Source organism: Demequina salsinemoris (assembly GCF_000974805.1).
Classification (GTDB): domain Bacteria; phylum Actinomycetota; class Actinomycetes; order Actinomycetales; family Demequinaceae; genus Demequina; species Demequina salsinemoris.
Map to the genome: position 1 here is coordinate 313,510 of NZ_BBQZ01000002.1, position 13,895 is coordinate 327,404.

Sequence of the window (13,895 nt, forward strand, 5' to 3'; positions counted from 1 at the left end):
CGGGGCCCGGCTGATGCCGGGCCCCGCCTCTTGCGTCGAGCGTCAGTTGTCGTAGATCAGGTACACGGTGGTGCCCTGCTCGACCCAGGTGCCGGCATCAGGGCTCTGGTCGACGATCTTCGACTTCTTGCTGAGGTCGCCCGTGATGAAGTCCCAGAAGCGAGGGCTGTACTGCGCCTCAAGGTTGGCGGCGTCCGCCGCGCTGGCCGCGTCGTCGGCCTTGAGATCGATGAAGTCGGGCACCTGCACGAGCGGCAGGCCCTCCGACACAGTGATCGTCACGCTGTCGGTCCGGAACCCTTCCGAGCCGCCCCTGGGCGTCTGCGCGTACACCTGACCGGTGTCGACGGCGTCGGTGCGCCCGTACTCGACGGTGACGTTGAGCGCGTCGTCCTCGAGCGCGGCGGTCGCCTCGGACTCGGACATGCCGTACACGTTCGGGATCGTGATCGGCGCGGGACCCTTGGACACGGTGAGCGTGAGGTCGGCGTCGTGGCGCAGGGTCTCGCCCTCGGCCGGGTCGATCGAGAGCACGGTGCCCTTCGCGACGGTGTCGGAGTACTGGCGCTTGATCGTGACCCCATCGTCGTCGAAACCGGCGTCGGCGAGCGTCGCGACCGCATCGTCCTTGGATCCGCCCGTGACCTCGGGGACCGTGGCCATGCGCGGACCGTCGGAGACGGTGAGCGTGATCTCGGAGCCGTTGAGCACGCGGAGGTCGGGCTCGGGATCCGACGACAGCACGACGCCGGCCTTCACCTCGTCGTCGTAGGCATGCTCGGAGTCGAGGACGACGAAGCCGGCCTCCTCGAGAGTCGCGGTGGCATCGGCCTCCGCCTGCCCCGTGACATCGGGGACGGAGGAGTACGCCCCGGGTCCGATCGTGAGGTACCACCATGTGCCCGCGAGTCCCAGGACGATGAGCGCGACGGTGATCGCGCCGATCCACAGCGCGGGTCGGGGCCGCTTGCGCTCCGTGGTCGGGACGACGAGAGGGCCCGTGAGGACCTCAGCCTCGATGGGCTCCTCGGTGTCGACGGTCGCGAGGCCCACCGGCAGGGCGACGGTGGAGCCCGCGGGGGCCGGGTCGAAGACCGTGGTGGCGTCCGGGTCGGTCGCCACGCGCACGGGGACCGCGCCCGAAGGGGGATCCGCCCGGCGGTCGAGCGTCGGGTCGTCCATGACCGCGCGGACCGCGCGCAGCTCCACGAGGGCCGCGGCGGCGTCGGCAGGGCGGTCCTGGGGGTCGCGCGCGGTGAGGCGCTGCACCAGGCCGTCGACCTCGGTGGGCAGCCATGGCACGTGCGCGGAGGGAACAGGCATGTCCTCGTGCACGTGCATCGATGCGACCGCGTGCGGATCGTCGCCGGTGAACGGCTGCCGTCCGGTGATCATCTCGAACAGCAGGATCCCGACCGCGTACAGGTCGGTGCCCGCGCTCGTGGTGCCGTGGGAGACGAGCTCGGGGCTCAGGTACGCGACCGTGCCCATGATCAGGCCACTGGTGGTCGTGGTCGAGGCGGCGTCCTCGACGGCGCGCGCGAGACCGAAGTCGGCGAGCTTCGCGCGACCGTCCGTGTCGAGCAGGACGTTCTCCGGCTTGATGTCGCGGTGGACGAGTCCGAGGCGGTGCGCGGCGGCGAGCGCGTCGAGCACCTGATCGGCGATCGCGAGCGACTCGCCCAGCGTGAGGGTGCCCTCGTGCGAGATGCGCGAGCGCAGGTTCTCGCCCTCGACGTACTCCATGGTCAGGTACGCGATGTCGCCGTCGAGCCCCTGGTCGTAGACGCGGACCATGCCGGGGTGCGTGAGGCGCGCGGCCGCCCGTGCCTCCGAGCGGAAGCGCGAGGCGAAACGAGCCGAGTCGCCGTCGTCGCCCAGGTAGGGGCTCATGACCTTGATCGCGACCTCGCGCTCGAGCCGCCGGTCGAACGCGACGTAGACCGTGGCCATGCCGCCCGCGGCGACGCGCGAGCGGACCTCGTAGCGGCCGTCGATCAGGCGGCCGAGCAGGGGATCGGTGAGGGTCTCTGACACAGGCACATTCTAGTTGGGGGATCTGAGAGGTCCGCGGAGGCCTGGGCCGAGCCGCGTGACGAGTGAACGCGCAGGGCTGGCGTGGCGCTCCCCGGCGTGCGTGCTACTCGAACCGGTCCATGAGGGCGAGCACGCTCGCGACGTACCGCTTGGTGTCCGCGAACATCCCGTACTTCCGTACGGAGGCGGCGCCCTGGTAGTAGCCGGCGATCGCCGTCTCGAGCGAGCTGCTCGTGCGCAGGAGCTGGCGCAGGATCGCTACCCCCGCGACGACGTTGTCCTCGGCGTCGAGCAGGTCGAGATCCCTGCCGACGAGGTCGGAGGCCCACTCTCCGGAGGTGGGGATCACCTGCATCGCGCCGATCGCGTTGGCGGGGGAGACGGCGCGCATGTTGAAGCCGGACTCCTGGTAGGCGATGGCCTGCGCGAGCGCGGTGTCGACGCCCATGGACGATGCGGTGGAGACGACCATCGACTGGATCTGCGCCTTGGTCGGCACGGACATCGCGAGGAGCGTGGCCTTGTTCCGGTTGGCGGCGGAGACCACCTCGGTCGAGTAGGTGCGGCCTGCGAACGTGTCGCCGACCAGGCCCGAGACGGCGCCGGGGATGGTGAGCGTCTGCCCGATGCGGATGAGGGCAGGGTTCTTGATCCCGTTCGCGGACACGATGGACGACACCGTGACGCCGTACTTGACCGCGATGCTCGACAGCGTCTCGCCGCTCTTGACCGTGTGCGACGCGGTCGCGGCGGTGGTCGTGGTGGTCGACGTCGTCGTGGACGATGCGGACGATGTGGATGATCCCGAGGCGGCGGACGTGCCCGCGGCGGAGGCGCCGGGGATGGTGAGCCGCTGGCCGATCGTGATGACGCCGGACGTGGAGAGCCCGTTGGCCGACAGGATCCTCGCGACGGAGGTGCCGTACTTGCGTGCGAGGTCCCAGACCGTGTCTCCGGCGACGACCTTGTGGGTCGCGGTCGTCGTGGAGGACGATCCCCCGGACGATGCGGACGCCGCGGACGAGGACGAGGCGCCGGGGATCGTGAGGACCTGGCCGATGCGGATGGTCGCGGAGGCGTTCAGCGCGTTGGCCGCGATGATGGCGGCGACCGTCGTGCCGTTCGCCCGAGCGAGGCCCCAGACCGTGTCGCCAGCGGCGACCGTGTGCGTGCCGGAGGTCTTGGTCGTGGCGGTCTTCGTGCTCGTGCCTGTCGAGGTCGGGATGGAGAGCGTCTGCCCGACGTAGATGGTCGCGCGCGAGTCGAGGCCGTTGGCGGAGACGATCGTCGCGACGGTCGTCCCGTACGCGACGGCGAGCGCGCTCACGGTCTCTCCCGAGGAGACGCGGTGACGCTCGTCCGCGGTGGCGGGGAGACCTCCGGCGGTGGTGAGCGCGAGTGCGGCGACGACTCCCGCGGCCGCACGGCGGTTCCTGCGGGGTGGGATGAGGTGGGTGGTGTGGGTGCTGTTCACGTGGGCCTCCCGTGTGGCATGTGGGGCTGATGTGACAGATGTGACATATGCGACTGTAAGTCAGGGTCGGACATCGAGCAAGAGATGGGCCGCGGTTCTATACGCTGAGCGGGTGAGCAACGACATCGAATGGCTGTCCATCCCGGAGTTCGCGGATCGCATCTCCGTGCGCGACTCGCGCGTGCGCGACCTGCTGCGCGACCGCGCCCTCATCGCGGTCCGCAGGGGAGAGAACAACGCGCTGTCGCTGCCCGCGGACTTCATCGTCCCCGGCGATCACGCCCCGCACATCATCGCAACCCTCAAGGGCACCCTCACGCTGCTGCTCGACATGGGGCTGTCGGACGACGAGGTGATCGAGTGGCTCTTCACGCCCTCCGATGAGCTCGACACGACTCCCATGGAGGCACTGCGTCAGGGGCAGCGCGCCGCGGTGCGCAGGGCGGCTCAGACGCTGCTCTGACGCGCCTGCTCGACCGGCCCTGCTCGAACCTCGGGCTAGGAGGCTCGCGTCGTGAGCCCGACCGCAAGGTCGCGCAGCGCCGCGGCGCCCTCTGCCTCCAGCGTCAGCGCGTCGAGGTCGTGCAGTGCCGGGCTCGCGAGCGCATCGATCTCTCGCTCGGCCGCCGCCACCCCGCCGGCGTCCACGATCGCGGCGACCGCGTCGTCGATCGTCGACTGCTCGGCCTCGCGGTCGCCCAGCGCCCTCGAGATCGTGAGGCGCTGGGTTTCGGTGCCCTCGGTCCAGGCGTGCCACAGCAGCAGCGTGCGCTTGCCCTCCCGGACATCGTCGCCAGCGGGCTTGCCCGTGACGGCTGGGGCGCCCACGAGCCCCAGAATGTCGTCGCGAAGCTGGAACGCGATGCCGAGGGGCACGCCGATCGCCTTCATCGCGTCGACGCGCGTGGCGTCCGCGCCCGCGACGGCGGCTCCTAGCGCGAGCGGAGCCTCCGCCGAGTACGAGGCCGTCTTGCAGCGCATCGTCGCGACGATCTGCTCCCGCTGATCACCGAGCCCCTGCAGCGGCGTGCCAGCCAGCCGCATGTCCAGGTACTGGCCCGCGGTGACGAGCTCGGACATGGCGGCGAACAGCGAGGCGACGGGGCGTGGGTCGGGCAGCTCGACCAGAGCGGCGTCGAGCACCCGATGCGAGGTCATGAGGGCGACGTCCCCCGCGAGCACCCCGGCGGAACGGCCCAGCGCGGCCGCGATCGCGGGCTCCGCCGTGACCGCGAGGATCGCCTCGAAGCGACGATGCGCCGCGGGCTGCCCACGCCGGGTGTCCGAACCGTCGAGCACGTCGTCATGGATGAGAGCCGCCGTCTGGAACCACTCGAGCGCCGCGGCGACGGACACCGCGGCCTCGTCCCTGGTCCCTCCGTGGGCGGCATGCGCGGCGATCGTCAGCAGGGCACGCAGGCGCTTGCCCCCGTGCGCCGAGGCCGCGAGCACGTCGATCATCTCGGTTCCGGCGCCGCCGGCGGGGGCGACCGCGAGCGCGGTCTCGGCGAGAGTCTCGCGGATGCGCGCGTCGACGCGCGCCTTGACGGAGGCGGGGGAGAGGTCGAGCTGTCCTGGCACGCGACAAGCCTAGGGTGCTGCGGTGTCCCCAGGCCGCACCACGGTCCCGTTCCTCCACCGATTCACGCTGATCGCCCTGGCGGTCCTGACCTCTCCGGTCTGCTGGGGTCATGGCCGACATCATCAGAATCTCCGATCCGGGCGACCTCATCGCCGCCGTTCCCACGCTTCTCGGCTTCCGCCCGCGCGACTCCGTCGTGGTGCTCGGCATGAACCGCGCGAACAGGGTGGCCATGACCGCCCGGGTGGACCGTGCTGACTGCTTCCTCGAGGACGTCGCGCTGTCGATGTCCCGGGCCATCGTCGACGAGGCCCGCCGCACCGGATCGGTGGGCGCCCATGTGATCGAGTTCGCGGAGGAGCCGCCCGACTGGGGGACAGAGGCGTCGGAGCCACTGTGTCGCGGCTGGGGCGACCTCGAGGTGCGGGACACGTGGGTGGTCCATCGCGACCGGTACTGGTCGCCGGGATGCACCGACCCCGGATGCTGCCCTCCCGGCGGGCGACCGCTGCCGGGCCGGCAAGGTGCGGTCACGGGGGACCGGCGTGGTCATGGGCTCGACGCCAAGGACCGGCGGCGCGCGCGCAGAGCGCGGGCGCGCTTCCTGGCGAGGCGTCGGGATGGCGAGGCGGCGTGGCGCGCGACGGCGCTGGCGGAATGGAGCGAGGCGATGGAGGGCACCGTGCCGTCGGCGCCGCGGCTGGGCAGGCTCGGGGCTGGGCTCGCGGCGCCCGCCGTACGAGACGCCGTCATCCTCGCGGCTTTCGGCGCGGAGGAGCCGCAGCAACGGGCGTTGCTCGAGGACCGTACCGACGCGGCCACGGAGGAGCGGCTCGACCGCGTGATGCATGGCGACCTGGAGCCCGTCGGGGGGGCGGGTCGACCGCCTGCGTGCCGTGCTCGGCGACGTCGCCTCGCTGACGGTGGGCGAGGAGCGCGCGGCGGCACTGGCGGTGATGGCGTTGATCGACTGGTGGTCGGGCGACCAGGCGAGATGCATGCGAGCCGCGGATCGGGCGCTCGAGGCCGACGGGCGCTCGCGGCTCGCCGCGCTTGTGGGCGAGACCGCCGCGCGCGGTATCCTTCCTGGCTGGCTCAGGGAACCGCGGTGACGTCGCGCGGCCGCGTTGACTTTGCAGGATCCCGCACGCGGATCTGGAACATGCTCCTTGCGGTGGGCGTTATACTTTAATGGATTTGCGCGAGGCGGTCACCGGCCTCAACGCTCACTCCCACGTCACGCGAGAGACGGTCGGTGCCGCCCTCGTCGTGTTCGCTCGTGGGGCTGGTGCGCGGATGGCGGTGGCCGACGAGCCGTGACCGTGCCACGCAGCAGGACTGGAGCCCGGACAGCAACCCGGGCGACACGACGAAGGAGAACGCCACGACCACCGCAGCGAAGAAGCCCGCCGCGAGGAAGACGGCCTCGAAGGCCGCCTCCACGACGAAGAAGGCGGCGCAGACCGGCGCCACGCCCAAGGATGTCGACGCGGACGAGCCGCAGACCGACCTTGCCGATGAGAAGGGCCCCGACGAGGTCAAGGAGGAGGAAGAGGACTCGAAGTCCGGCTTCGTCCTGGACCGCGCGGACGACGACGCCCCTGTTCAGCAGGTCACGACGGCAGGCGCCACCGCCGACCCCGTGAAGGACTACCTCAAGCAGATCGGAAAGGTCGCGCTCCTCAACGCGGAGCAGGAGGTCGACCTTGCCAAGCGCATCGAGGCCGGCCTGTTCGCGGAGGAGAAGCTCGGCTCGGGGGAGAAGATCGCCCCCAAGCTGCGTCGCGAGCTCGAGTGGATCGCCAACGACGGGCGCCACGCGAAGAACCACCTGCTCGAGGCGAACCTGCGTCTGGTCGTGTCGCTCGCGAAGCGCTACACCGGACGCGGCATGCTGTTCCTGGACCTGATCCAGGAGGGCAACCTCGGTCTGATCCGCGCGGTCGAGAAGTTCGACTACACCAAGGGCTACAAGTTCTCGACCTACGCCACGTGGTGGATCCGTCAGGCCATCACCCGTGCCATGGCCGACCAGGCGCGCACCATCCGCATCCCGGTTCACATGGTGGAGGTCATCAACAAGCTCGCCCGCGTCCAGCGCCAGATGCTGCAGGACCTCGGCCGCGAGCCCACCCCCGAGGAGCTCGCCAAGGAGCTCGACATGACGCCCGAGAAGGTGGTCGAGGTCCAGAAGTACGGCCGCGAGCCCATCTCGCTCCACACCCCGCTGGGTGAGGACGGCGACTCCGAGTTCGGTGACCTCATCGAGGACTCGGAGGCGGTCGTGCCCGCCGACGCGGTCGGCTTCACGCTCCTTCAGGAGGAGCTGTCGAAGGTCATGGACACGTTGTCCGAGCGCGAGGCCGGCGTGGTCGGCATGCGTTTCGGCCTGACCGACGGCCAGCCCAAGACGCTGGACGAGATCGGCCGCGTGTTCGGCGTGACCCGCGAGCGCATCCGCCAGATCGAGTCGAAGACCATGTCGAAGCTGCGGCACCCGTCGCGCTCGCAGGTCCTCCGCGACTACCTGGACTGACGCAGTCCTTCAACGAAGGGGCCGCCCCGCCGACACCGGTGAGGCGGCCCCTTCGTCGTCCTCGGTGGCCGCCCCGCGCAAGGTCACCGCGTCCCCGCGCGGCGACACGGGCGGCACTTGGTGTCGGAAGGTCCGGGATGCCGATAGCATCTGCCTCACGCGCGCGTCAGGGGGTCGGCGTCGACCAGAAGGGCTGAGCGGGCGCCGCTGACTGGTGCCGCCGGCGCCGGCGGCGGTTCAGGCAAGGGGACCAGGATGAAGAAGAGGGCGATGACGGCTGCGCTGCTGGGGCTGGCGCTGACGTTGGGCGGTGCCGGTGCCGCGAGCGCCGATGACACGGCCGCGGTCGACCGCTCCGAGTTCGTAGCGGCGAAGACGGGGAGCTCGTTCGCCACGGTGGCTCGGCTGTTCGACAGCAAGGGTGACGAGCTGACGCGCATGAAGGTGGATGGCAAGGTCCACCAGGTGCGGATCTGGGAGGCCGCCACGGGGAGCGACGGCATGGTGATGCTCGACTTCGTCAAGGCCGGTCAAGGCTGGAAGCTCAGCTCGAAGCTGGCGATGTGGGCTCTCGAGCCGGTCCAGACGGGGGACACCGTCAACAAGCCGGTGTGGGGAAGCGTGAAGAAGGGCAAGTCCCTCGCGACCGTGCGCAGGCTCGCCGGCAGCCGCGGGACCGTCATCACCGAGGCCCGCGGAGAGGGAGAGCGCGTGATCGTCGTCGCGTGGCCCGTCCGCACCTCGGAGAGCGGGATGGCCCTCGGCACGTTCATGTGGCGCAACGGTGCCTATCGACTCGTGGAGAAGGACGTGGACTGGACCGGCAACGACCTGCTGTTCTGACGGCCTGAAGACACGTGAGAGGGCCGCGTCCCAAGGGGAGGCGGCCCTCTCATATCTTGCGGCATCCCGGTGGGGCGGAGACAGAGCGGGCACCGCTCAGCGGGCGGCCAGGAGTACCGCGGCTTCCGCGCGGTTGGCCGCGCCGGTCTTCGCCAGGATGGACGAGACATGCACGCTCACCGTCTTCGGCGAGATGAACAGCCGCTTCGCGATCGCAGCGTTCGTCAGACCCTGCGCGACGAGCTCGAGTACCTGGAGCTCCCGCTCCGTCAGATCGCCGAGGGGTGCTGTGGCGCCCGCGGCCGCGTCGCCGAGACGCGCGAGGAGCTCACGTGCCCACCGGGCCACGAGACCGCAGCCGTCGGCGGGCGCCTCCGCCACGACCGATCTCAACAGTGCGATCGCCTCGTTCCACTGTGCGTCGCCCCTGGTTCCCTCAGAGGCCAACGCCTCGGCAAGCTGAAGGCGCGCGAGGTGCCGGAGCCTGAGTGGAACGCGTCCGGACTCACCCACCCGTAACGCATCCCGCCAGAGCCGCGTGGTACCGGGACGGCCCTTCGCGTCTGCCAGGTAGGCGTCGACATAGGGTCCGAGCCGATCCGTCCAGTAGCCCTCGCTCAGGCTGGCCGTGAGGGACTCGATGCGGGCGATGTGCGAGGACGGGTCCAGAGCGGAGTGCTTGCGGGCGGCCGCGAGCAGCGCCGCTCCCGAGAGCAGCAGGACGTCGATGTCCGTCGGCGCGTCCTCGGCGTGCTCCCACGTCAGGGGCGCGAGCAGAGACATCGCCTCCTCGACCATTCGCGAGCGTTCCGCCGGGCGAGCGTCGTGGACCTTGGCGAGCGCGCGGTCGATCAGCAGCTGATTCGCTACCCCCACCCATTGGAGATCCTGACCTGCGACCTCCCACGCGTCGCGTGACTGACCCAGCAGGTCGTCGCACTCCGCGATGCGGTCGCCCCAGACGAGGGCCATGCCCTCGATCTGGAGCGCGTTGAACGTGGTCTGCAGCGAGTCGCTGCCCATGAGCTCGCGAGAGCGACGAGCGGCTGCGAGACCCTCGTCGACCCTCCCCGAGGACGTGAGCGCCTCGGCGGTGTTGCTCAGCGTGTGCGCGCCGGCGCGCTCCCGGCCCAGCTCTCGCGCTCGCTGAGCGCACGCGAGTCCCTTCGTCGCGGACTCGTCGAACCGTCCCAGCATCATCAACGCGACGACGATGTTGTCGACCGTCATGAACCACAGCTCCGACCCCTCCTCGACCAGAGGCTCGAGCTTCAGGAGATCCTCGAGAGACTCCTCGACACGTCCGTCGCGCCACCTGACCCGCGCCTGCGTCAGGAGCGCATGGCCTGCGACCTCCGGAGCATCGACGGTCTCGGCAAGTGCGAGCGCCTCCGCGAGCATGCCCATGCGGTCGCCGTCCCGTACATGCGCCGCCCGATACGACAGCGACAGCGCGCGCAGCCGCCGCGACTCGTCGTCCTCGAATCCCTCCAGGAGCGAGTCGACCTCGTCGAGGCGGCGGACGAGGTGCTGACGCTGCTCGGTCTCGAGGCTGGCCTGGATGAGCTCGAAGAGCAGCTGCACCCGCAGATGGACACGATCCGGAGGGACCAGCGCAATCGCGTCCTCGACCACCCGCATGCAGTCGCGGAGCTGATGCGCCGTGGCGAAGTCCCGGGAGATCTGCAGACGAAGCTCGTGCTCGCCCACGCCGGCCGCGGCCTCGGGCTCCGAGACGTGAGGCCACAGATCCAGTAGCCGCTCACCGAGGCGCGCGGCGCTCTCCACTGAGAGCGTCGCGCGTGCGTGCGCGATCGCCTCGACGGTGGCCTCGAAGGCAGCCTCCTGGTCGCCCGCCGCTAGCCAGTGCTCGGCCGCGGCAGCGGCAGAGCCCTTGTCCCCCCAATCAACGCGTGCCTGGAGCATGTGCGCGATCCTCCGATGGAGCTCCGCGCGGTCGACCGGGAGCATGTCCTCAAGCATCGCCTCGCGGATCAGCGCGTGCCGGAAACGGTATCTCTCGCCGTCGACGACGAGCACGTGACCATCGATCGCATCGCGAAGCCCTTGCGCGAGCTCGTGCTCATCGCCGTCCCATACCGAGGCGAGGGTCGCGTGGCTCATCGCCACGCCGCACACTGAGGCCGCCACCGCCACCGCGTGGGCGGCCTCGGGCAGCCGTTCGACGCGGGCGAGGATCACGTCACGCAGTGTGGCGGGAAGGTCGGTCTGCGCGATCGCCAGCAGCTCCTCGACGAAGAACGGGACGCCTTCGCTGCGGGCCTCGAGCGCGGCGAGCTCGTCGGCCGTCACCGGCCTCTCGAGGATCTGAGCCGCGAGCTGCGCGAGTCCGTCATGCCCGAGGCGAGGAATCTCGAGCATGCCGACCGAGCGGTTGCGCTCGAGCTCCGTGACGAGCTTGCGGGCAGGCGCGTCCTTGGCCACCTCCTCGGTGCGGAAGGTCGAGACGAGAGTGAGGTGGGAGCCTCGCAGGGTCGAGGAGAGCGTACGAAGCAGCGACAGCGTCGCGGTATCGGCCCAGTGGATGTCCTCGATGACGAGCACGAGGTGGAGCTCCTGCGACAAGACCTCCAGGAGACGCTCGATCGCCTCGGCCACGTAGTCCCCGCTGCCAGTGGCGCCGGAGGAGGCCTCCGGTTGCAGCTCCGGAACGAGAGCACCCAGGGTCGCCAGGACGGCGGGCCCTCCCGCCGCCCTCTCGAAGACGTCACGTCCGACCTGCGCCAGAAGATCGCGCAGGAGCCTGCGCACGGGGACGAAGGGGGCGCCGATCGGACCCAGGTCCACGCACTGGCTCAGCGCAAGGATCACGGTCGGGGGAGCGGGGCGGGTCGAGGCGATCCTCGTGAACTCCCGAATGAGGCGGGTCTTGCCGATCCCTGCCTCGCCCTTGACGACGATCGCGCGCGGCTGCCCGCGCGCGCCGTCATCGAGCGCGCGGAGCAGCACCCCCAGCTCGGCGTCGCGCCCGACCATCTGCGTCGCGCTTGCGGCCGGCGTCACCGCTCCATGCTCGCACGCCCGACGGGGAATTGTCTCGGGTGCCTATCGATCATCCCTGGCACGCGGTGCTGCCAGGGTGCTGTCGATCAGTGCGCCCCCGCTGCGCCGTGCCGGTGCAGGCCGGTGTGGGTGAGCGCGTGCCATCGCTCGACGAACCGCGCTCGGCGACCAGACCCGGTCGGTGCGCCGGCGTTGCGCCCCGCGCGCTGCTCGCGCTCGTATCCGAGCGACGCCGCGCGCGACAGCTCGGCGTCCGTCGGTCGCGACTGGGTCCACGACATGCTGACCAGCTGGTCCATGATGATCTCCCCTCGACGGGCGCGTCCACGCGTTCCGTCAGGGATCAGCCTGCGCTCTGAGCCGGCGCGGCGGTATCGGGAGATATCCCTATCTTGCGTGGCCGTACCCCTAGGGCGCCTCGGGAGGGACGGCGAGCGCGAAAGCGTCGTCAGGGCTGGCTTGAGCGGGCTTCTCTCGCGCCGTCTGCGCGACCACGATGCCGACGAACACCACTGCCGCGCCGATGATCTGCAGAGGAGCGAGGGTCTCACCGAGCCACAGCCATGCGACCGTGAACGCGAAGAGCACCTCGGACGAGGCGAGGATCCCCGACGCGGTGGCGCTGATGTGCCTGAGCGACATGAAGATCAGCGTGAACGGCGCGAACGCGCCGAGCGCGACCATGGCGACCAACGGGACCCACATCGGCGTGACGATGCTGTCCAGCGCACCTCCGAACGAGACGTCCGCTGTGAAGGTGCCGGGCGGCATCGTCCACCAGCCCGAGAACACGAGCCAGAATGCCGCTGCGAAGGTGGAGGCCCAGAAGGCGACAGCCATGGGCGGGCGTCCCGCGACGGAGCGCTCGCCCGCGAGGAAGTAGAACGCGTACGCGCACGCGGCCCCGAGCCCCGCGACCACGCCGAGCACTGACAGGGAGGAGTCCCAGACCTCGGCCACCACGGCCAGCCCGACGAGCACGGCCCCGATCGCCCACCACAGCCGCGGGTGCACGCTCTCCTTGAACACCACGCGCGCGACGACGGCGACGATGATCACGGCCATGTACTCGAACAGCAGCGCGACACCGACCGGCAGGTGCTTGATGGCCACCGCGTAGAGCCACTGGACCATCGCGAGTCCGGCGATGCCGAGCGCCGCGAACCGGCCCAGGTCCGCGAACGACAGCCGGAACTGCGCCCGATCGGTCACGAGGAGCACGGCCCCCGCGATCAGCGAGGTGCCGAGAACACGCATGAACGTGAGCTGCTCGGGAGAGATCCCCGCCTGCATCACGACCTTCGTCATCGAACCGTTGAAGCCGAACAGGAAGGCGCCCGTGATGACGAAGGCCGCGCCCAGCGCGGGGGAGCGGCGCACCGCCGCGGAGTCGTTCACGGGCTCAGACTAGGGCGCCGGCGCCAGGCCTGTGGAGAGGCGGCGGCACCTGCGCGTCGCGGGATGCTTCGGGCACTAGCATCGTTTCGAGACGGCGTCGCCGAGTCCCCGGCGCTCGCGAGTCGAGGTGAGGAGCGACATTCGTGACCATTCTGAGGACCGTGCTGCTGATCTTGCACTTCCTGGGCCTGGCCTCGCTGCTGGGCGGCTTCCTTTACACGATGAAGGACAAGGTCAAGACGCTGCCGGCGGGCATGTTCCATGGGGCGCTCACGATGCTCGTCACGGGCGTCGCGCTCGTGGGGGTCGCGTATGGCAGCGGCAACGGCGACTACATCGACAACGTGAAGATCACGGTCAAGCTGCTCGTGGCGCTCGCTGTCGCCGTGCTCGTGATCCTGAACCGCAAGAAGGAGTCCGTCCCGGTGCCCGTGTGGGGCTCCATCGGGGGACTTACGATCCTGAATGTCATCGTCGCGGTCGCGTGGCACTGAGCCGCGGGTGAGGCAGGCCGTCGCGTCCGACGCGGCGGAGATCGTGCACCTCGGCGCGCTCATGTACAAGGCGGTCGGCGCCAAGCCGACCCCTCAATGGGCCGCGGACTCGACGCGCACGGTGCGCACGCGGCTGGGGCACGACCTGATCGGCGTCGTCATCGACGCGCCCGAGGGCGGGCTCGCCTGCTGCGGTCTCGTGAACATCGGGCCGCGACTCCCACGGCCCGGGGCGTCCTCGCATGAGGTCGCATACGTCCAATGGGTGTCGACTGCGCCTCAGCATCAGCGCAAGGGCTACGCGCGCACGGTGATGGCGGCGCTGCTGAAGGAGACGGACGCGCGAGGGATCGAGGTCGTCGAGCTGCACTCGACCCCGATGGGCCGCGACATCTACGAGGAGCTCGGTTTCTTCGTCAAGAGCGACAACATCGCGATGACTCACGTGAGGCACCGTCCCCAGGGCTGAGGCTCCGCGACGTGGCCCGCGACAGGGCCCGCGACAAG

At 70.3% G+C, this 13,895-nt stretch carries 12 protein-coding genes; 6 read left to right on the top strand and 6 right to left on the bottom strand.

Features of this window, described 5'->3' with window-relative positions; translation table 11 throughout:
• Positions 1 to 42 precede the first annotated feature (42 nt).
• Together pknB and AOP78_RS05040 are read right to left on the bottom strand one after the other, a co-directional pair.
• Positions 43 to 2,037 (bottom strand): Stk1 family PASTA domain-containing Ser/Thr kinase, encoded by a 1,995-nt coding sequence (gene pknB, locus AOP78_RS05035; protein WP_062202129.1) that lies wholly within the window; start codon positions 2,035 to 2,037, stop codon positions 43 to 45.
• A 103-nt stretch (positions 2,038 to 2,140) separates the two neighbouring features.
• Positions 2,141 to 3,511 (bottom strand): LysM peptidoglycan-binding domain-containing protein, encoded by a 1,371-nt coding sequence (locus AOP78_RS05040; protein ID WP_236685298.1) that lies wholly within the window; start codon positions 3,509 to 3,511, stop codon positions 2,141 to 2,143.
• 112 nt (positions 3,512 to 3,623) lie between these two features.
• Here AOP78_RS05040 and AOP78_RS05045 point away from each other — a divergent pair, with 112 nt between their 5' ends.
• Positions 3,624 to 3,974 (top strand): Rv2175c family DNA-binding protein, encoded by a 351-nt coding sequence (locus AOP78_RS05045; protein ID WP_062202130.1) that lies wholly within the window; start codon positions 3,624 to 3,626, stop codon positions 3,972 to 3,974.
• Positions 3,975 to 4,009: 35 nt separating this feature from the next.
• Here the strand turns inward: AOP78_RS05045 and AOP78_RS05050 are convergent, their stop codons facing one another.
• On the bottom strand, positions 4,010 to 5,092 hold the full coding sequence (locus tag AOP78_RS05050; RefSeq protein WP_062202131.1) for a polyprenyl synthetase family protein: 1,083 nt from the start codon (positions 5,090 to 5,092) through the stop codon (positions 4,010 to 4,012).
• A 110-nt stretch (positions 5,093 to 5,202) separates the two neighbouring features.
• Here AOP78_RS05050 and AOP78_RS15630 point away from each other — a divergent pair, with 110 nt between their 5' ends.
• The 3 genes from AOP78_RS15630 to AOP78_RS05065 all read left to right on the top strand — a co-directional run bounded on the left by AOP78_RS15630 (position 5,203) and on the right by AOP78_RS05065 (position 8,472).
• On the top strand, positions 5,203 to 6,285 hold the full coding sequence (locus tag AOP78_RS15630) for a DUF4192 family protein (RefSeq protein ID WP_062202132.1): 1,083 nt from the start codon (positions 5,203 to 5,205) through the stop codon (positions 6,283 to 6,285).
• A gap of 3 nt (positions 6,286 to 6,288) precedes the next feature.
• The gene (locus tag AOP78_RS05060; RefSeq protein ID WP_236685317.1) at positions 6,289 to 7,629 is read left to right on the top strand and encodes an RNA polymerase sigma factor; all 1,341 of its coding nucleotides are present in this window, start codon (positions 6,289 to 6,291) and stop codon (positions 7,627 to 7,629) included.
• Between the two features lie 255 nt (positions 7,630 to 7,884).
• Positions 7,885 to 8,472, top strand: a complete 588-nt coding sequence (locus AOP78_RS05065; protein ID WP_152659408.1) for a hypothetical protein — start codon at positions 7,885 to 7,887, stop codon at positions 8,470 to 8,472.
• A gap of 96 nt (positions 8,473 to 8,568) precedes the next feature.
• Here AOP78_RS05065 and AOP78_RS05070 read toward each other — a convergent pair whose 3' ends face one another.
• The 3 genes from AOP78_RS05070 to AOP78_RS05080 form a co-directional block, all read right to left on the bottom strand.
• A complete protein-coding gene (locus tag AOP78_RS05070; protein ID WP_152659409.1) occupies positions 8,569 to 11,496 on the bottom strand; it encodes a helix-turn-helix transcriptional regulator in 2,928 nt (975 codons plus the stop codon).
• An 86-nt stretch (positions 11,497 to 11,582) separates the two neighbouring features.
• Entirely contained in the window at positions 11,583 to 11,795 is a 213-nt protein-coding gene (locus AOP78_RS05075; RefSeq protein ID WP_062202135.1) for a hypothetical protein, read from the bottom strand.
• A 109-nt stretch (positions 11,796 to 11,904) separates the two neighbouring features.
• Positions 11,905 to 12,894: an EamA family transporter gene (locus AOP78_RS05080; protein ID WP_062202136.1), complete on the bottom strand. Its 990-nt coding sequence runs from the start codon at positions 12,892 to 12,894 to the stop codon at positions 11,905 to 11,907.
• A 143-nt stretch (positions 12,895 to 13,037) separates the two neighbouring features.
• Here AOP78_RS05080 and AOP78_RS05085 point away from each other — a divergent pair, with 143 nt between their 5' ends.
• Complete coding sequence (locus AOP78_RS05085; protein ID WP_062202137.1) at positions 13,038 to 13,388, top strand: hypothetical protein; 351 nt, start codon at positions 13,038 to 13,040, stop codon at positions 13,386 to 13,388.
• Between the two features lie 7 nt (positions 13,389 to 13,395).
• A complete protein-coding gene (locus tag AOP78_RS05090; RefSeq protein ID WP_062202138.1) occupies positions 13,396 to 13,857 on the top strand; it encodes a GNAT family N-acetyltransferase in 462 nt (153 codons plus the stop codon).
• Positions 13,858 to 13,895: the final 38 nt, after the last annotated feature.

Coding starts and splice junctions, on each gene's coding strand:
- AOP78_RS15630 (WP_062202132.1), top strand. CDS start 5,203: ATGGCCGACATCATCAGAATCTCCGATCCGGGCGACCTCATCGCCGCC.
- AOP78_RS05065 (WP_152659408.1), top strand. CDS start 7,885: ATGAAGAAGAGGGCGATGACGGCTGCGCTGCTGGGGCTGGCGCTGACG.
- AOP78_RS05075 (WP_062202135.1), bottom strand. CDS start 11,795: ATGGACCAGCTGGTCAGCATGTCGTGGACCCAGTCGCGACCGACGGAC.